The organism is Agrobacterium tumefaciens str. B6 (assembly GCF_001541315.1).
Taxonomy (GTDB): domain Bacteria; phylum Pseudomonadota; class Alphaproteobacteria; order Rhizobiales; family Rhizobiaceae; genus Agrobacterium; species Agrobacterium radiobacter.
Genome location: NZ_LMVK01000002.1, coordinates 41163 through 59567 on the forward strand (window position 1 = coordinate 41163; position 18405 = coordinate 59567).

16 protein-coding genes are annotated in these 18405 nt (G+C 59.7%); 14 read left to right on the top strand and 2 right to left on the bottom strand.

Annotated elements, in window-relative coordinates; translation table 11 throughout:
- Nucleotides 1–213: 213 nt before the first annotated feature.
- The 11 genes from ASB65_RS03685 to glpK all read left to right on the top strand — a co-directional run bounded on the left by ASB65_RS03685 (nucleotide 214) and on the right by glpK (nucleotide 14486).
- Nucleotides 214–2862, top strand: coding sequence for a nitrate reductase (locus ASB65_RS03685; protein WP_060723059.1), 2649 nt, complete (start codon nucleotides 214–216; stop codon nucleotides 2860–2862).
- Complete coding sequence (gene cysG / locus ASB65_RS03690) at nucleotides 2834–4312, top strand: siroheme synthase CysG (protein WP_060723060.1); 1479 nt, start codon at nucleotides 2834–2836, stop codon at nucleotides 4310–4312. The genes ASB65_RS03685 and cysG overlap by 29 nt, the downstream gene beginning before the upstream one ends.
- A 119-nt stretch (nucleotides 4313–4431) precedes the next feature.
- A complete protein-coding gene (locus tag ASB65_RS03695; RefSeq protein ID WP_003505873.1) occupies nucleotides 4432–5205 on the top strand; it encodes a DeoR/GlpR family DNA-binding transcription regulator in 774 nt (257 codons plus the stop codon).
- Nucleotides 5206–5313: 108 nt separating this feature from the next.
- Entirely contained in the window at nucleotides 5314–6837 is a 1524-nt protein-coding gene (locus ASB65_RS03700) for a glycerol-3-phosphate dehydrogenase (protein WP_003505883.1), read from the top strand.
- A gap of 37 nt (nucleotides 6838–6874) precedes the next feature.
- Entirely contained in the window at nucleotides 6875–7945 is a 1071-nt protein-coding gene (locus ASB65_RS03705; protein WP_060723061.1) for an ABC transporter ATP-binding protein, read from the top strand.
- Nucleotides 7946–7957: 12 nt separating this feature from the next.
- Nucleotides 7958–9028 carry an ABC transporter ATP-binding protein gene (locus ASB65_RS03710; protein WP_003505886.1) on the top strand — a complete coding sequence of 357 codons (1071 nt, stop codon included), beginning with the start codon at nucleotides 7958–7960 and terminating at the stop codon, nucleotides 9026–9028.
- Between the two features lie 2 nt (nucleotides 9029–9030).
- A complete protein-coding gene (locus tag ASB65_RS03715) occupies nucleotides 9031–9897 on the top strand; it encodes a carbohydrate ABC transporter permease (RefSeq protein ID WP_060723062.1) in 867 nt (288 codons plus the stop codon).
- Nucleotides 9898–9900: 3 nt separating this feature from the next.
- Nucleotides 9901–10824 (top strand): carbohydrate ABC transporter permease, encoded by a 924-nt coding sequence (locus tag ASB65_RS03720; protein ID WP_003505890.1) that lies wholly within the window; start codon nucleotides 9901–9903, stop codon nucleotides 10822–10824.
- 2 nt (nucleotides 10825–10826) lie between these two features.
- Complete coding sequence (locus tag ASB65_RS03725; protein WP_003505892.1) at nucleotides 10827–11120, top strand: DUF2160 domain-containing protein; 294 nt, start codon at nucleotides 10827–10829, stop codon at nucleotides 11118–11120.
- A 75-nt stretch (nucleotides 11121–11195) separates the two neighbouring features.
- Nucleotides 11196–12917, top strand: a complete 1722-nt coding sequence (locus tag ASB65_RS03730) for an extracellular solute-binding protein (RefSeq protein ID WP_003505894.1) — start codon at nucleotides 11196–11198, stop codon at nucleotides 12915–12917.
- Nucleotides 12918–12986: 69 nt separating this feature from the next.
- The gene (gene glpK, locus ASB65_RS03735) at nucleotides 12987–14486 is read left to right on the top strand and encodes a glycerol kinase GlpK (RefSeq protein ID WP_020810335.1); all 1500 of its coding nucleotides are present in this window, start codon (nucleotides 12987–12989) and stop codon (nucleotides 14484–14486) included.
- Nucleotides 14487–14541: 55 nt separating this feature from the next.
- On the opposite strand, the gene ASB65_RS03740 is transcribed toward glpK, so the two are convergent.
- Nucleotides 14542–15402: a LysR family transcriptional regulator gene (locus tag ASB65_RS03740; RefSeq protein WP_060723063.1), complete on the bottom strand. Its 861-nt coding sequence runs from the start codon at nucleotides 15400–15402 to the stop codon at nucleotides 14542–14544.
- A gap of 98 nt (nucleotides 15403–15500) precedes the next feature.
- Here ASB65_RS03740 and ASB65_RS03745 point away from each other — a divergent pair, with 98 nt between their 5' ends.
- Nucleotides 15501–16520 (top strand): bile acid:sodium symporter family protein, encoded by a 1020-nt coding sequence (locus tag ASB65_RS03745; RefSeq protein ID WP_060723064.1) that lies wholly within the window; start codon nucleotides 15501–15503, stop codon nucleotides 16518–16520.
- A 62-nt stretch (nucleotides 16521–16582) separates the two neighbouring features.
- On the opposite strand, the gene hspL is transcribed toward ASB65_RS03745, so the two are convergent.
- On the bottom strand, nucleotides 16583–17065 hold the full coding sequence (hspL, locus tag ASB65_RS03750; RefSeq protein WP_003505905.1) for a heat shock protein HspL: 483 nt from the start codon (nucleotides 17063–17065) through the stop codon (nucleotides 16583–16585).
- 161 nt (nucleotides 17066–17226) lie between these two features.
- Between hspL and ASB65_RS03755 the strand changes: the two genes are divergently transcribed.
- Together ASB65_RS03755 and ASB65_RS03760 are read left to right on the top strand one after the other, a co-directional pair.
- Complete coding sequence (locus tag ASB65_RS03755; RefSeq protein WP_020810333.1) at nucleotides 17227–17472, top strand: hypothetical protein; 246 nt, start codon at nucleotides 17227–17229, stop codon at nucleotides 17470–17472.
- Nucleotides 17444–18385 carry an alpha/beta fold hydrolase gene (locus tag ASB65_RS03760; RefSeq protein WP_060723065.1) on the top strand — a complete coding sequence of 314 codons (942 nt, stop codon included), beginning with the start codon at nucleotides 17444–17446 and terminating at the stop codon, nucleotides 18383–18385. Before ASB65_RS03755 ends, ASB65_RS03760 begins: the two co-directional genes overlap by 29 nt.
- Nucleotides 18386–18405: the final 20 nt, after the last annotated feature.

Consider the following 18405-nt stretch of genomic DNA (forward strand, 5'->3'; position numbering starts at 1 on the left):
TTGCGATGGCGGCGATTTTACCCCCCTCTGTCCTGCCGGACATCTCCCTCTCAAGGGGGGAGATCAATTGCGGCACGCGCTTCCGTTCCCAGCTGGCCGCGCCGCCCGTCGATATAGAGCGGGGAGCCTTACGCTTGTCGACCTCCCCCCTTGAGGGGGAGATGTCCGGCAGGACAGAGGGGGGGAAGCGCCACGCACTGAGAGGGCAAACCCATGCCCGTTGAAACAAAAACCACCTGTCCCTATTGCGGCGTCGGCTGCGGTGTCATCGCCACCGTCAACGACAATGGCGCCGTTTCCGTCAAAGGCGATCAGGACCACCCCGCCAATTTCGGCCGGCTGTGTTCCAAGGGTTCGGCTCTGGCCGAAACCATCGATCTCGATGGCCGCCTTCTCCATCCCGAAATTGACGGCAGACGGGCGACGTGGGACGAAGCCCTTGATCTCGTCGCCACCCGCTTTTCTGAAGCCATAGCCGAGCATGGCCCGGATTCGGTGGCCTTTTACGTCTCCGGCCAATTGCTGACGGAGGATTATTACCTCGCTAACAAGCTGATGAAAGGTTTTATCGGCTCGGCCAATATCGATACGAATTCAAGACTTTGCATGTCGTCTTCGGTCGCCGGCCATCGCCGCGCTTTCGGGGCTGACACGGTGCCCGGCACCTATGAGGATATGGAGCTCGCCGATCTGGTGATTCTCACCGGTTCCAATCTCGCCTGGTGCCACCCGGTTCTCTATCAGCGCCTTGCCGCCGCAAAATCGGCGCGGCCGGAGATGAAGGTCGTCGTCATCGATCCGCGCCGGACGATGAGTGCCGATATTGCCGATATGCATCTCGCCATCCGCCCGGATGGAGATGTGGCGCTGTTTGTCGGCTTGCTGGCGCATCTTGCCGATAGTTCTGCAATCGATCACGGCTATGTGGAAAACCATACGGTCAGCTTTGGCGCTGCGATGCAGGCAGCAACCGAATACAGCCTGCCCGATATCGCCGAGACCACCGGCCTGACAATCGCCGAACTGATTTCCTTTTACGAATTGTTCGAACGCACGGAAAAAACCGTCACCTGTTACAGCCAGGGCGTCAACCAGTCGCAGAGCGGCACGGACAAGGTCAACGCCATCATCAATTGCCCCCTTGCCACCGGCCGCATCGGCCGGCCGGGTATGGGCCCGTTTTCGCTGACCGGGCAGCCGAACGCCATGGGCGGACGCGAGGTCGGCGGACTGGCCAATATGCTGGCCGCCCATATGGTTATCGAAAATGCTGACGACCGTGATCGCGTGCAGCGCTTCTGGACCTCACCCGCCATTGCGCAAAAGCCCGGCCTCAAAGCGGTGGATATGTTCAGGGCGGTGGCCGACGGCCGCATCAAGGCGCTGTGGATCATGGCGACCAATCCGGTGGTTTCCATGCCGGATGCCGGTGCCGTCGAGGCGGCCATCAAGGCCTGTCCTTTCGTTGTGGTCTCCGAGGTCATGGCCAGTACCGATACGGCCCGCCACGCCGATATCCTTCTGCCATCGCTCGGCTGGGGAGAAAAGGACGGCACGGTAACCAACTCAGAGCGGCGCATTTCCCGCCAGCGTGGTTTCCTCGATGCGCCCGGCGAAGCAAGGGCCGACTGGTGGCAGATGGCGGAGGTGGGCAGGCGCATGGGTTTCGACGCCGCCTTCGATTATGGCCAGGCATCGGAGATTTTCGCCGAACATGCAGCGCTTTCCGGCTTCGAGAATGCCGGAAGCCGCGATTTTGATATTAGCGGGATCGAACGGCTCTCCTACGAAACGATGCCGCCCTTTCAATGGCCGAAAGCCCGACCTGGCGAGGCTGCCGTTACCCGCTTTTTCGCAGACGGCCGTTTTTACCATGCCGATGGAAAGGCGCGATTCATCGCCACCGCCTTGCCGAAAACCGGCAGGACATCGCCCGATTATCCGCTGACACTGAATACCGGCCGCATCCGCGATCAATGGCATACCATGACCCGCACCGGCAAAAGCGCGCGGCTTACCGCCCATATCGCCGAACCCTTCGCCGAGCTTCACCCGCGCGATGCGCAGGCGCTGGGAATTGAAAGCGCCGATCTAGTGGAGCTGGAAAGTCCTCATGGCAAGGTTCTGCTGCGGGCGCTGATCAGCGAAAGGCAGGCGCGCGGTTCGGTCTTCGTACCGATGCACTGGAACGATCAGTTTGCCTCGCGGGCGCGCATCGATATGGTTGTGGCACCTGTTACGGATCCGCATTCCGGCCAGCCCGCTTCGAAAAACGTGGCGGTGAAGGCAAGGCGTTTTGCGGCGAAGGCCTATGGTTTTGCCATTTCCCGCACCCGGCCCGATGCGCCGGATTGCGCCTACTGGGCCATCGCCAAAGCCGATGGCGGCTATCGCATGGAGCTTGCCTTTGCCGAAGAGCCGCAGGACTGGACGCTCTGGGCGCGACAGGTTTTCGGCATCGATGCCAGGATCGAGCCGCTGGGTTACAGCGACCGGCAGACGGGCGATCTGCGTCTCGCCTTTTTCGACGGCGAAACACTGCTTGCGGCACTGTTCATTGCCAATGAACCGGTGGCCGTTGCCCGCAACTGGGCGATCTCGCAACTTACTGAGCGCCACGAGGATTTGCGCATGCGCTTTGCGCTGGTCGCCGGGCGTCCCGGTGCGGGCCGGGCTGATCCGGGTGCGACGGTCTGCTCCTGCTTCAATGTCGGGGTGAACCAGATCACGGCCGCTATCCGTGATGGCTGCCACAGTGTCGAAGCCATCGGCAAGGCGTTGAATGCCGGAACCAATTGCGGCTCCTGCCGCGCTGAAATCAGGGGGATCATCGATGGATGCCTTAAAACCGCAGCGGAATGAACCGGCTCGTATGGAGAAGCTCGCTAAGTTGCCTGTCTTCTGGGGACTTGAGGGCAAGCGCGTGGTTTTGGCGGGCGGATCGGATGGGGCGGCCTGGAAGGCGGAACTGCTGCTGGCCTGCGGGGCGGAACTTCATCTTTATTGTGAGGAAAGCGAGCTTTCGGAAAGCTTCGCGACGCTCGTCGCAAAAAGCCCGATGCTGATATGGCATGACCGTTCATGGGGTGCGGATATTTTCAAGGGCGCGGAACTAGCGCTGGCGGATTGCGAGACCGATGAAGAGGCGGAAAGATTTTACCATGCCGCACGAGCGGCTGGCATTCCCGTCAATGTCATCGACAAGCCGGAGTTCTGCCAGTTCCAGTTCGGCTCCATCGTCAATCGCCCGCCGGTGGTGGTGTCGATTTCCCCCGATGGCGCCGCACCCATCCTGGCGCAGGCCATCCGCCGGCGCATCGAAACCTTGCTGCCGCTGGCCCTCAAGGACTGGGGCGCGCTTGCCCAGACAATTCGCGAGCGCGTCAATCTGCGACTCGTGCCGGGTCCGGCGCGACGCTCTTTCTGGGAAAAATTCGTCGATCGGGCGTTCACCGAAAGGCTGGATGAAGGCAGCGAAGAACGGCTGCTTGCGGATATCGGAACGCAGGCCGGTCGGGTGGGTTCGCGCGCCGGGCTGGTGACGCTTGTAGGCGCCGGACCGGGCGATGCCGAACTGCTGACTCTGAAAGCGGTGCGCGCTTTGCAGGCGGCCGATGTCATCCTGTGCGACGATCTTGTTTCAGCCGAAGTGCTGGAACTGGCGCGGCGGGAGGCGAAGCGCATGCTGGTTGGCAAACGTGGTGGCCGGGAAAGCTGCAGGCAGGAAGACATCAACGAGATGATGATCCGCCTCGCCAAGGCCGGAAAACGGGTGGTGCGGCTGAAATCCGGCGATCCGATGATTTTCGGGCGCGCCGGCGAGGAGATCGCCGCGCTGGAGGCCGAAAATATCCCGGTCGAAGTCGTGCCCGGCATCACTGCCGCAAGCGCCATGGCCTCGCGCCTGGGCGTGTCCTTGACCCATCGCGACCATGCCCAGTCGGTACGCTTCATCACTGGTCATTCCCGGCAGGGGAAGCTGCCGGAGAATATCGACTGGCAGTCCCTGTCGAACCCCTCCGTCACTACTGTCTTTTATATGGGCGGACGAACCGCCGGCGATATTCAGTCCTGCCTGCTTGCCCAGGGAATGCCCGCATCGACACCCGTGGTGGTGATGATTTCCGTCAGCCGCGCCAATGAGCGACGATGGTGCGGTTCGCTTGCGCAACTGGCTGCCGCGGTCGAGAGACTGGGCGTGAACGAACCTGTGCTGATTGGCATCGGTGATACGTTCCATAACGCCTCCGCGGCATTTTCCGTTACCCGCAACGAGGAAGCCGATGCTGGGCCTGTTCAAAAAGCCGGCTAACAAGATTTTTGATGGTTTCCGCTAACCGGCAATCCTTCTCACCGTAAACCCTCCCTTGACATTGGTTTTTCGTTCGCTCTTCAATAAAACGAAAAAATTGAAAGAGGAGGGAGGGTGAAATGCTGCTCACACCGCGTCAGGATGAAATCGTTGCGCTGGCGAAAGCGAACGGCCGGGTGCTGGTCGATGAACTGGCGGCGCGGTTTTCGGTGACCCCCCAGACGATCCGCAAGGATCTGAACGATCTCTGCGATACGCGGGTGCTGACCCGCATCCACGGCGGCGCGCTCTTTCCAAGCGGCAATGAAAACGTCAAATACGAGGCGCGCCGCGCCATCGCATCGTCCGAAAAACAGGCGATCGGCGCCGCTGCCGCGGCCCTCATCCCCAATAACTCGTCGCTTTTCATCAATATAGGCACCACGACCGAGGCAGTTGGTGAAGCGCTCGCGGATCATCACGAGTTGATGGTTATTACCAACAACATCAATGTTGCCAACAGGTTGAGGGTTTTCCCCGGCATCGAAGTGGTGATTGCCGGGGGTGTCGTGCGCGGTTCCGATGGCGGTATCGTCGGCGAGGCGGCGGTGGATTTCATCCGCCAATTCAAGGTCGATTTTGCCGTCATCGGCGTGTCGGCCATCGATGAGGATGGCGCTTTGCTCGACTTTGACTTCCGTGAGGTCAAGGTGGCGCAGGCGATCATCTCCAATGCGCGCCATGTCATTCTGGTGTCGGATTCGCTTAAATTCGAGCGCACGGCCCCCGTGCGTATCGGTCATCTTTCCCAGGTGCACACCTTCATTACCGATCATTGTCCTGTTGATTCCATCCGTACCATCTGTGCCGATCACGATGTCCGGCTGATCGAAACCGAGGGTCGCGACGCCTGATTCAAGGGGCTTTTTGATTTCGTTTGACATTCGTTTTGTCTTCGAATTAGATGGCTGTGCTTTCAATATATCGATGAGGAGAGCGTCGATGAAAGCACGGGAGGGTCCATGTCTGACGAGGCAATTCACGATATTTTCGTGATCGGCGGCGGTATCAATGGCTGCGGCATCGCGCGTGACGCCGTTGGCAGGGGCTATTCCGTGGCGCTTGCGGAAATGAACGATTTTGCCTCCGGCACCTCGTCCGCCGCGACCAAACTCATCCATGGCGGTTTGCGTTATCTCGAACATTACGAATTTCGTCTGGTGCGCGAAGCGCTTATGGAGCGTGAGGTGCTGTGGGCCATGGCGCCGCACATCATCTGGCCGATGCGCTTCGTACTACCGTTCCAGAAGGGTGGCGTGCGCCCGGCCTGGCTCGTGCGTCTCGGGTTATTTCTTTACGACCATCTCGGCGGCCGCAAGCTTTTGCCCGCCACACGCTCGCTTGATCTGCGCCGTGATCCCGCCGGAAAGCCGCTGAAGCCGATTTTCGCCCGCGCCTTTGAATATTCGGATGGCTGGGTGGACGATGCCCGTCTTGTGGTGCTGAATGCCCGCGATGCCGCTAATCGCGGTGCTTTGATCCTCAATCGTACGCAGGTGGTTTCGGCCCGGCGCGAAGGCGCCTTCTGGCGGATTGAAACGAAAAATGTCGCCGGAGAAGCCAAGACCCACCGGGCGCGCATGCTGGTGAATGCCGCCGGCCCCTGGGTGGACAAGGTGCTGTCTTCGACATTCGGTAAAAACAATGTCCACAATGTCCGCCTCGTGCAGGGCAGCCACATCATCGTGCGCAAGAAGTTTTCCGATCCGCGCGCCTATTTTTTCCAGAATCCTGATGGCCGCATTATCTTCGCCATCCCTTACGAACAGGACTTTACGCTGATCGGCACGACGGATCGCGACTATACCGCCGACCCCCGTGCTGTTAAGATCAGCGACGAGGAGATCAGCTATCTTTGCAATGCGGCGAGCGAATATTTCGCTGAACCGGTGGGGCCGGCGGATATCGTCTGGACCTATTCCGGCGTGCGGCCCTTGTTCGATGACGGCGCGTCAAAAGCGCAGGAAGCGACCCGCGATTATGTGCTGAAAACCGAAGGGGCGGAAGGCGAAGCGCCGCTTCTCAATATTTTCGGCGGCAAGCTCACCACCTATCGGCGGCTTGCCGAACATGCTCTTGAAAAAATCGGCGATGCGCTGGGTGAAAAGGGTGCGCCATGGACCGCGGGCTCGCATTTGCCGGGTGGAGATTTCGGTGCCGAAGCCTACGTCGCGGAAGTTTCGGCGCTGCGTTCACGTTACCCCTTTCTCGAAGAGCGTCATGCAAAGCGGCTTGTGCGCTGCTACGGAACGGATGCGACGGCGCTGATCGGCAATGCGACTGAGACGGCGGCGATGGGGCGGTTTTTCGGCGGCACGCTCTACGAGGCTGAGGTTCGCTGGCTGATGGCGAGGGAATGGGCGCTGACGGCGGAGGATATTCTGTGGCGCCGCACCAAGCAGGGGCTGTTTTTAACCCCCGAAGAGGTGCGTGGGCTGGAGGATTATATCGAAGACATTGCGGGTGAACGCTTGAAGGCAATCTGACGATCCGATCGAAAAGCGGAGGAGGCTTTGGATCACCATGCTTGAATTGCGAAACGTCTCGAAGATGGTTGGCGGTGAGTATCATATTCACCCGATCGATCTGACGTTGCAGCGCGGAAGCCTGAACGTCCTGCTTGGACCGACACTTTCGGGCAAAACGACGCTGATGCGGCTGATGGCCGGGCTGGACAAGCCGAGCGCCGGCTCGATCTTTTTTAATGGCGAGGATGTGACGGGCTTTCCGGTGCAGAAGCGTAACGTCGCCATGGTCTATCAGCAGTTCATCAACTATCCGGCGCTCTCGGTTTATGAAAATATCGCTTCGCCGATGCGGGTTGCCGGCAAGGATCAGGCGACCATCGACAGGGAAGTCAGGAAGGCCGCTGAGCTTCTGAAGCTGACGCCCTATCTCGACCGCACGCCCCTCAATCTTTCCGGCGGCCAGCAGCAGCGCACCGCGCTTGCAAGAGCCATCGTCAAGAACGCCAATCTGGTGCTGCTCGACGAGCCGCTGGCCAATCTCGATTACAAGCTGCGCGAAGAATTGCGCGAGGAACTGCCGCGCATTTTTGCGGAATCCGGTGCGATCTTCGTTTATGCCACGACCGAACCGTCAGAAGCGCTGCTGCTGGGCGGCAATACCGCGACGCTTAACGAAGGGCGGGTGACGCAGTTTAGCCGCACGATCGAGGTCTACCGGCGTCCGGTGGATATCGTGACCGCGGAAATCTTCGCCGACCCGCCGCTCAACACCATCGAGGTCATCAAGACGGGTGGGGCTTTCACCCGTGCCAATCAGGCCGTTGTCACGGTGCCGGCGCATCTTGCGGCCGTGCCGGACGGACCTTTGACCATTGCTTTCCAGCCGCATCATCTTTTCCCGCATGCGAAGGGTGAGGCGCGGCAATCCATCCGGGCGCGGACGCTGATTTCGGAAATCGCCGGATCGGAGAGCTTCGTGCATGTGGAATTTTCCGGCAGGCGCTGGGTCATGCTGGCGCATGGCATCCACGACATCGAACCGGACAGAGATATCGAGCTCTTTCTCGATACAAAACACCTGATGGCCTTTGACGCGAATGGCCGCGCCATCGGCGAAGCGGCGTAAGGGAGATCGGTCATGGCACGCATCACGCTCGATCATATCCGCCACGCCTATAATGCCAAGGCGCAGGCTGCCGGCGAATATGCCCTGAAGGAAGTTCATCACGAATGGGAGGACGGCGGCGCCTATGCGCTGCTTGGGCCTTCCGGCTGCGGCAAGACCACGCTGCTCAACATCATTTCCGGCCTGCTGCGTCCGTCGGAAGGCCGCATCGCCTTTGACGGAACTGACGTGACCGATTTTGCCACCGAAGACCGCAATATTGCGCAGGTGTTTCAGTTCCCGGTCGTCTACGACACGATGACGGTCTACGACAATCTCGCCTTTCCGCTGCGCAACCGGCATGTGCCGGAGGCCGAGGTGGACCGCCGGGTGCGGGAAATTCTCGAAATGACCGATCTTTCCGGCATGGCCAAACGCCATGCGCGCGGATTGACGGCAGACCAGAAGCAGAAGATTTCGCTGGCGCGCGGCCTGGTACGTTCCGACGTCAATGCCATTCTTTTCGACGAACCGCTGACGGTGATCGATCCGCATATGAAGTGGGTGCTGCGCTCGCAGCTGAAGCGCCTGCATCGCCAGTCCGGTTTCACCATGGTCTATGTGACCCATGACCAGACCGAGGCTTTGACCTTCGCGGACAAGGTGGTCGTCATGTATGACGGGCAGATCGTCCAGATCGGCACGCCCGCCGAGCTTTTCGAACGGCCGGGACACACTTTCGTCGGTTATTTCATCGGCTCACCGGGCATGAACGTGCTGCCCGCCAGCATCGAAGGGGCGACGGCGGTTGTCGGCGGCCTCGGCGTGCCGCTGGCAGGTGCGCCGAAGGTTGATGGAAAGCAGCGGATCGAGATCGGCATCCGCCCGGAATTCGTCCGGCTGGAACGGGGCGGTATGCCCATCACTGTTGACAAGGTCGAGGATATCGGCCGGCAGAAGATCGTGCGCGCCCGGTTTGCCGGCCAGAAGCTCGCGATCGTCGTTGCGGAAGACGAGGAAATTCCGGCGGAAGCGGGTGTTCGCTTCGATCCGGCCGCGATCGGTGTCTTTGCCGATTCCTGGCGCGTGAAGATGGGAGCCTGACCATGGAAAAGAGCTGGAACAACAAGGCGTGGTTCATGGTGCTGCCGGTGCTGGTGCTGGTCGCCTTTTCTGCCGTCATTCCGCTGATGACCGTCGTGAACTATTCGGTGCAGGATACGTTCGGCAATAACCAGTTCTTCTGGGCGGGAACGCAATGGTTCGAGGAAATCCTCAGTTCCGATCGCTTCTGGAACGCTCTCGGACGCAACCTGGTGTTTTCCGGCATCATATTGGCGATCGAAATTCCGCTCGGCATATTCATCGCGCTCAAGATGCCCAAATCCGGCATCGGCGTGCCGGTCTGCCTCGTGACGATGGCGCTGCCGCTGCTGGTGCCTTGGAATGTTGTCGGCACGATCTGGCAGGTGTTCGGCCGCAGCGATATCGGACTGCTCGGTTATTACGCCAATCAGCTTGGTCTTGACTATAACTACGTCAACGATCCGGTTGACGCATGGATTACGGTCATCATCATGGATGTGTGGCACTGGACAAGCCTTGTCGTGCTGTTGTGCTACGCCAGCCTTGTCTCCATTCCGGACGCCTATTATCAGGCGGCAAGGATCGATGGCGCGTCACGTTTTGCGGTGTTCCGGTACATCCAGCTGCCGAAGATGAAGCGGGTGCTGCTGATCGCCTTCCTGCTACGCTTCATGGACAGTTTCATGATGTATACCGAGCCTTTCGTCGTCACCGGCGGCGGCCCCGGCAATTCCACGACCTTCCTGTCCATCGATCTCGTGAAGGTCGCGCTCGGCCAGTTTGACCTCGGGCCTGCGGCAGCCATGTCGCTGATCTACTTCCTCATCATCCTGCTGCTGTCCTGGGTGTTCTACACCGTCATGACCAGCCACGACGCGGAGACTTGAGACATGAGTGCTTCGAACGTCACGACCGGTGTGGAACGTAATGGCATGGGTACTGGTTCTGCGGCAGTTGCTGCCTCGGTACGGCCTGGTTTTGCCGCAACGGCAAGGTCACGCCGTCACCATGGGCCGTCCAGGTTTTCCTGGCTGGTGCCGACGATCTATATCGTGCTGTTGCTCGTGCCAATCTACTGGCTCATCAATATGAGCTTCAAGACGAATTCGGAAATCGTGTCGTCCATGACGCTTTATCCGCACCAGCCAACGTTGCAGAACTACAGGACGATCTTCACGGATTCATCCTGGTATTCGGGTTACATCAATTCGATTACTTACGTCGTGATGAATATGGTGATTTCGGTCGCGGCGGCGCTTCCAGCGGCTTATGCCTTCTCACGTTACCGTTTTCTGGGCGACAAGCACCTGTTCTTCTGGCTGCTGACAAACCGTATGGCGCCGCCCGCCGTCTTCGCGCTGCCTTTCTTCCAGCTTTATTCGGCATTCGGTCTGATCGACACACATATCGCGGTGGCGCTGGCGCACTGCCTGTTCAACGTGCCGCTGGCGGTGTGGATTCTCGAAGGTTTCATGTCCGGTGTGCCGAAGGAAATCGACGAGACCGCCTATATTGACGGCTATTCCTTCCCGAAATTCTTCGTGAAGATCTTCATGCCGCTCATCGCTTCCGGCATCGGTGTCGCCTGCTTCTTCAGCTTCATGTTCTCGTGGGTCGAGCTTCTGATCGCCCGCACGCTGACGACGACGGACGCCAAGCCGATTGCCGCGACCATGACGCGAACCGTTTCCGCCGCCGGCATGGACTGGGGCCTGCTTGCCGCCGCCGGCGTGTTGACACTGATCCCCGGCGCGCTGGTGATCTGGTTCGTGCGTAATTACATCGCCAAGGGCTTTGCGCTGGGGAGGGTTTGACCATGACGAAGATGCCCGATTTTACTTGGATGGCCTGGACCTGGCAGACGGCTGCGTTTTTCGGCGCCATTGCCGTGCTGCTCGTCGGCATGTGGTTCTGGGAATATCTCTCGCCCGGCGGCAATCCCCGCTTCGGCATCTTGCGCTTCGAGACCACGCGCGGCGACCGGTTGTTCATCTCGCTGCTCGGCAGCGCCTTCATTCATCTCGCATGGCTCGGGCTGGTCGGCCCGAACCTGTGGTGGGCTCTCGCTCTGTCTGCGGTCTACGCCATCGGCGTTTTCCGTTTTGTCTAGAGCAGGAAAAAGGTGCGGCGGAGGAAAACCGCACCAGCAGACTTCATGCAATCGCAAACCCTTGGGAGGACTGATATGCGACGGCATCTGATGACGACGACGGCGGCCATGCTGCTGGCAATGACGGGTTCCGCTTTCGCCGGAATGGAGGAAGCAAAGCAGTTTCTGGACAAGGAAATCGGCGATCTCTCGTCGCTTTCGCGTGGCGATCAGGAAAAGGAGCTGCAATGGTTTGTCGATGCCGCGAAACCTTTCGCGGGCATGGAGATCAAGGTCGTTTCCGAATCGCTCACGACCCATGAGTATGAATCCAAGGTTCTGGCTCCGGCCTTCACCGCCATTACCGGTATCAAGGTCACGCACGACCTGATCCAGGAAGGTGATGTGGTCGAAAAGATCCAGACCCAGATGCAGACCGGTCAGAACCTCTATGACGGCTGGGTCAATGACAGTGACCTCATCGGCACCCATTGGCGTTACCAGCAGGTGCGCAACCTGACCGACTTCATGGCCAATGAAGGCAAGGACGTCACCAATCCCGGTCTCGACCTCAAGGATTTCATCGGCAGCGCCTTTACGACGGCGCCGGACAAGAAGCTCTACCAGCTTCCCGACCAGCAATTCGCGAACCTCTACTGGTTCCGTTATGACTGGTTCAACAACGAAAAGAACAAGGCCGATTTCAAGGCCAAATATGGTTATGACCTCGGCGTGCCCGTCAACTGGTCGGCCTATGAGGATATTGCCGAATTCTTCACCGGCCGCGATGTCGATGGCAAGAAGGTCTTTGGCCATATGGACTATGGCAAGAAGGACCCGTCGCTCGGCTGGCGCTTCACCGATGCCTGGCTTTCCATGGCCGGCAACGGCGACAAGGGCCTGCCAAACGGTCTGCCGGTCGATGAATGGGGCATCAAGGTCAATGACAAGTCGCAGCCGGTCGGTTCCTGCGTGGCGCGCGGCGGCGATACCAATGGTCCGGCTTCCGTCTATTCCATCGAGAAATATCTCGAATGGCTGAAGAAATATGCGCCGCCCGAAGCGCAGGGCATGACCTTCTCCGAATCCGGCCCGGTGCCGGCGCAGGGCAACATCGCCCAGCAGATCTTCTGGTACACGGCCTTCACGGCAGATATGGCCAAGCCCGGCCTGCCTGTGGTGAACGAGGACGGTTCGCCGAAATGGCGCGTCGCACCTTCGCCGCATGGCGTCTACTGGAAGGACGGCATGAAACTCGGTTATCAGGATGTGGGTTCGTGGACGCTGATGAAATCCACCCCCGACGACCGCGCCAAGGCCGCCTGGCTTTACGCGCAGTTCGTGACCTCCAAGACCGTGGATGTGAAAAAGAGCCATGTGGGTCTGACCTTCATTCGCGACACCACCATCCACCACAAGAGCTTCACGGACCGGGCCACCAAGCTCGGTGGTCTCATCGAGTTCTATCGTTCACCGGCCCGCGTGCAGTGGTCGCCAACCGGCACCAACGTTCCTGACTATCCGAAGCTGGCACAGCTGTGGTGGCAGGCGATCGGCGATGCGTCTTCGGGCGCAAAGACGGCTCAGGCGGCAATGGACTCTCTCTGCGCCGAGCAGGAAAAAGTCATGAGCCGTCTGGAACGTGCCGGCGTGCAGGGCGATATCGGTCCGAAACTGGCGGAAGAGCACGATATCGAATACTGGAACAAGGATGCCGTTTCGAAGGGCAATCTGGCGCCGCAGTTGAAGATCGCCAACGAAAAGGAAAAGCCGGTCACCGTCAATTACGACGAACTGGTCAAAAGCTGGCAGAAGTAATTTCTGCATGAAATCTTAAACCGGGGCGGCTTTGCCGCCCCGTCATTGCGTCTGAAAGGGAGTAGCATAATGGGCGGTTATATTCTGGCGATCGATCAGGGAACGACATCGACAAGGTCGATGGTCTTTGATCGCGACATGCGGGTCATCGGTGTCGGGCAGCGAGAATTTCCGCAACATTTCCCGGCCTCCGGCTGGGTCGAACACGATGCAGAGGATATCTGGAAAAGTGTGCTGGAAACCATCCGGTTGGCGCTTGCCGATGCCGGCATCGCCGCATCCGATATCGCGGCGATCGGCATCACCAACCAGCGCGAAACGACCGTGCTTTGGGACCGTAATACCGGTGAGGCCGTGCATCGCGCCGTCGTCTGGCAGGATCGGCGCGCCGCGCCTGTCTGCGAGGATCTGAAACGCCGGGGACTCGAGCCGCTTTTTTCGAAAAAGACCGGGCTGCTGCTCGATCCCTATTTTTCCGGCACGAAGTTGAAATGGCTTCTCGACAGCGTCAGCGGCCTTCGCGAAAAAGCCGTGAAGGGGGAAATCTGCTTCGGCACGGTCGACAGTTTCCTGATCTACCGTCTCACCGGTGGCCGCCGCCATGTGACCGACGCCACCAATGCCTCGCGAACGCTGATCTACAATATCGAAGACAACGCCTGGGATGATGAACTCCTGTCGATCCTCGATATTCCGCGCGCCATGCTGCCGGAAGTGCTGGATTGCGCCGCCGATTTCGGCGTGACGGACAGGTCGCTGCTGGGTGCGGAAATCCCGATCCTTGGCGTCGCCGGCGATCAGCAGGCGGCCGTGATCGGCAACGCCTGCTTCGAGCCGGGCATGATGAAATCCACCTATGGCACCGGCTGCTTTGCGCTTCTCAACACCGGCACTGATCGCGTCGCCTCCACCAATCGCCTGCTGACGACGATCGCTTACCGTCTCGATGGCGTCACGACCTATGCGCTCGAAGGCTCGATCTTCATCGCCGGTGCTGCCGTGCAATGGCTGCGTGACGAGCTTGGCTTCATCTCGGTTGCATCAGAAGTCAGTGCGCTCGCCGAAAAGGCCGATCCCAGGCAGCGTGTTTATCTCGTACCGGCCTTTACCGGTCTTGGCGCGCCTTACTGGGACGCCGAGGCGCGGGGTGCGATCTTTGGCCTGACACGCGGCACCGGCCCGGCGGAATTTGCGCGCGCGGCGCTGGAAAGCGTGGCCTACCAGACCTTCGATCTGCTGGACGCCATGCGCAAGGACTGGGCGGGTGATAATGGCAAGACGGTGCTGAGGGTCGATGGCGGCATGGTCGCCTCCGATTGGACGATGCAGCGACTGGCGGATATTCTCGCAGCACCTGTCGATCGTCCTGTCTTCCTGGAAACGACCATTCTCGGTGCCGCATGGCTCGCAGCATCACGCGCTGGCATCTGGCCGGACCGCAAGGCCTTTGCCGACCATTGGCGGCGTGACCGCCGCTTCAGCCCGGATATGGAAGAGGGCGAGCGGAAAAACGCCATTGCCGGCTGGCGCGACAGCGTCGGCCGCTGCCTCTCGAAACGGGAAAACTAGAGTATTTCCAGCAAAGGTGTGAAGCGGCTTTGCTTTCGGAAATGCGTCAGGAAATCTATACGAAGCTGCCGGGTGCGATGCTCTTGCTCGACACGAGATCGGAAAGGGCGCGCACCAGCTTCGTATCCGCGCCCTTGCTGGGCTGAAGCACGAATTCCACATCCTCCAGAGCCGGCAGCACACCCGCCGCAATCTCCTTGAGGCCTGCCGGCGCCATGCTGCGCGGCTGCACCAGAATGCCCATGCCCGCTCTTGCAGCAGCGGTAAGTCCGCTAAGGCTGCCACAGGTGCAGACGATCCGCCAGGAGAGGCCGGCCCGGTCCAATGCTTCCTGCGCCGCCTTTCGGGTGATGCTGGGCGGCGGGAAGGCGATCAGCGGCAGGGCGTCCGGCTGGTTCAGCATGCGTTCCGGGTCGCGCGCCAGCCAGACCAGCGGTTCGCGGTAAAGGAAGTGACCCAGTTTGTCGCCGAGGCGGCGTTTGGCGAGCACCACATCCAGCTCACCATTATCCTGCATCTGGTAAAGCACGCCGCTCAGCGAGACCGTCAATTCGAGATCCACCAACGGATAAAGGCGGATGAATTCCTCCAGAATGGCCGTCAGCCGGCTGGCGACGAAATCCTCCGAGACGCCGAGCCGCAGCCGCCCGCGCAGACGGTTTTCGCTGAAGAGCGATGAGACCTTGCTGTCGATCTCCAGCATGTTGCGGGCATAACCAAGCAGCGCCTCGCCCTCGCCAGTCAGTTTCACCTGATGGGTGCTACGGGCGATCAGCCGGCGGCCAAGGGCTGCCTCAAGCCTTTGAATATGCTGGCTGACGGTGGATTGGCCAATACCCAGCCGCTCGGCAGCAAGCGTGAAACTGCCGGTTTGCTGAAGCATGACGAAGCTGGCAAGATGTTGAAGGTTCAGCATTATCTCAAATCGTGATAACTGTTAATCTTTGCATCCGAAATCATGATGAGCGATAGTGACGCCCGTTTCAAGCAAAACCGATGCCGGAAAGACCTCCCATGACCCGCTTCCTGCCCGATCGTTTCACCATGATGCTGGTGGCCACCGTGATTTTGGCCTCCATCTTGCCGATTAGCGGCGAGCCGGCGGAGTATTTCGGCCTTGCGACGAAACTGGCGATCGCGCTTCTCTTCTTTCTGCATGGTGCGCGGCTTTCGCGGGATGTGGTGATTGCGGGCATCCTGCACTGGCGCCTGCATCTGGCGATCCTGCTCGTCACCTTCGGCCTTTTCCCGCTTCTCGGCGTGGCAATCGGTTTCATTCCCGAAAGCATCCTGCCGGCACCGCTTTATATGGGTGTGCTGTTTCTCTGCGTGCTGCCATCCACCGTGCAGTCTTCCATCGCCTTCACCTCCATGGCGGGCGGAAACGTGCCAGCGGCGATCTGTTCGGCCTCGGCCTCGAATATCTTCGGCATGTTCCTCACGCCATTGCTGGTTGGCCTGCTGTTTACGGTGGGCGGCCATGGCGGCGGCTTTTCGCTGGACGCGTTCCTGCAAATCTTCCTGCAGCTTCTGTTGCCGTTCATCGTCGGGCAGGCTCTGCAGCCCTGGATCGGCGACTGGATCCGGGCGCGCAAGAAGCTGCTGTCCCCGGTCGACCGCGGCTCGATCCTGATGGTGGTCTATCTCGCATTCTCTGACGCTGTCATCGAGGGCATCTGGCACACGTTTTCGCTCAGGGATATCGGCGTTGTCATCCTTATCAACATCGTGCTTCTGGCGTTTGTTCTGTGCGTAACCATGTTCGGCAGCCGTCTGCTCGGTTTCGAAAAGGCCGATGAAATCACCATCACCTTCTGCGGATCGAAGAAGAGCCTCGCAAGCGGTGTTCCCATGGCGGGCGCGATTTTCGCCGGCCAGAGCATTGGCGCGATCGTTCTGCCGATCATGCTCTTCCATCAGATACAGCTGATGGTCTGCGCGGTTCTTGCTCAGCGTTATGCCCGCAAGGCGCATGAAAAGGCAGCGATCGCGGAAACGGCTGCCGCAGAGGGTGCGGCGGCGTCCGCTCGCTGACAGGATTTCCGCAAACAAAAACGGCCCCCCTAAGGGGCCGTTCTTTTTGCATGTCAGAAAAGCTAGTTGACCTGAGCCGGGGAAATCTGGGCTTCGATCGTCTTCGGCGCATCGGCGCTGTCGGACGAGATCGCGATGCGGCGCGGCTTCATTGCTTCCGGAATATTGCGGACGAGGTCGATGTGAAGCAGCCCGTTCTTCAAGGAAGCGGTCTGGACTTCGACGTGGTCGGCAAGCTGGAAGCGGCGTTCGAAAGCGCGCGTGGCGATGCCGCGATACAGGAATTCTCCCTCGGTCGTTTTTTCGTCCGTGGCCTTCTCGGCCTTCACCGTCAGCGCATTGGCGCGGGATTCGATGCTGAGTTCGTTCTCATCGAAACCGGCAACGGCCATGGTGATGCGATAGGTGTTTTCACCGGTCCGCTCGATATTGTAGGGCGGATAGGACTGGGCCTGTTCGGGCTGGCCGAGGCCGTCAAGCATCGAAAAAAGACGATCGAAGCCGACGGTGGAACGATAGAGGGGGGAAAAATCAACGTGACGCATGGTGTCCTCCTTAAGAAGCGACTGTTTGCGGTTAAGTCCGGCGTCCCGTTCTGGCTACGGCCGGACATATGGCGCGGTCCCGTTCTGGCGACCGCATGAATGAGATGGGAATGGCTTGCCGCCGCGTCAAGGGGCGTGAAAAGGTGAAAGCAACATGAACCATGGCTGAACGTCAGGTTCCGGCATCGTTCAGTTTGAGAGCCATAAAACATCGGTCATCGGAGACATTCTCCGTGGACAGAAGCAATAACGTCCCTTCTTCTTCTGTCTTATTCGCCGGAACCGCGACTGCTTTAACCGACGGTTCCGGCAATTTTTTCTTTGACCTTCCCGCGCCGCCGACCTATCCCGAAAAGGCACAAAAGCCGGAAAAGACCGATGATCGAAGCCACATTGCGCGCCAGTGAAGACAACCCGGTTCCCGGCAACCATACCGTCGGATATTTTACCGGCCATGGCGGCAAACAGCTTCGATATGCGATCTTCCGCACCAGCCGCCATATTGCCCGCGGAACCGTGGTTCTGCTGCATGGCAGGAATGAATGTATCGAGAAATATTTCGAAACGGTTGGCGATCTTACCGCCATGGGTTTCTGGGTTGCGACCTTTGATACACGCGGGCAGGGCGGTTCCGAGAGGTTGCTGAAGAAGCCGGGTGCCGGGCATGTGCGGCGGTTCTCCGACTACCAGCATGACATCAGCCTTTTTCTCGAGCAGGTGGTGCTGCCGGATACGCGGCTGCCATTCTTCATGATCGCGCATTCCACCGGCGCGCTTGCAGCACTTGCAGCTGCTCCCGGCCTGTCGAACCGCATTGACCGTCTGGCCCTTTGTTCGCCCTTCATCGAGCTGGATAGCCAGCAATCGGTTCCCTCACCCGTGATCCGGATTGTTGCGACGGTCTTGAGTCTTGTCGGTCTTGGCAGGGTTCAGCTCGGCAGAGACCAGCGCGAGCGGGATTTCGACGGCAATCCGCTGACCTCGGACGTCAGGCGTTTTGCCAGAAATCTGACCCTGCACCGGCAGTTTTCGGAATTGTTCATCGGTGCGCCGACGGCGCGCTGGGTCTATGAAGCGCTGAAGACCATGGGCCGCGTGATCCGCCAGGATCACCTGACGAACATTACCGTACCGACGCTTATTCTGGCGCCGATGCTGGATACGATCACGCCCTATAAGGCGCAGGAAGAACTCTCACGCAATTTCCGGGCGGCGCAGCTTCTTCCGATAACCGGCGCGCGCCACGAATTGCTGCATGAGCGCGATGTTTTCCGCAAACAGGCGCTGGCGGCCATCGACGCGTTTTTCGCGCCGGAGTGATGGCCGCCCAAGCGGGCTGC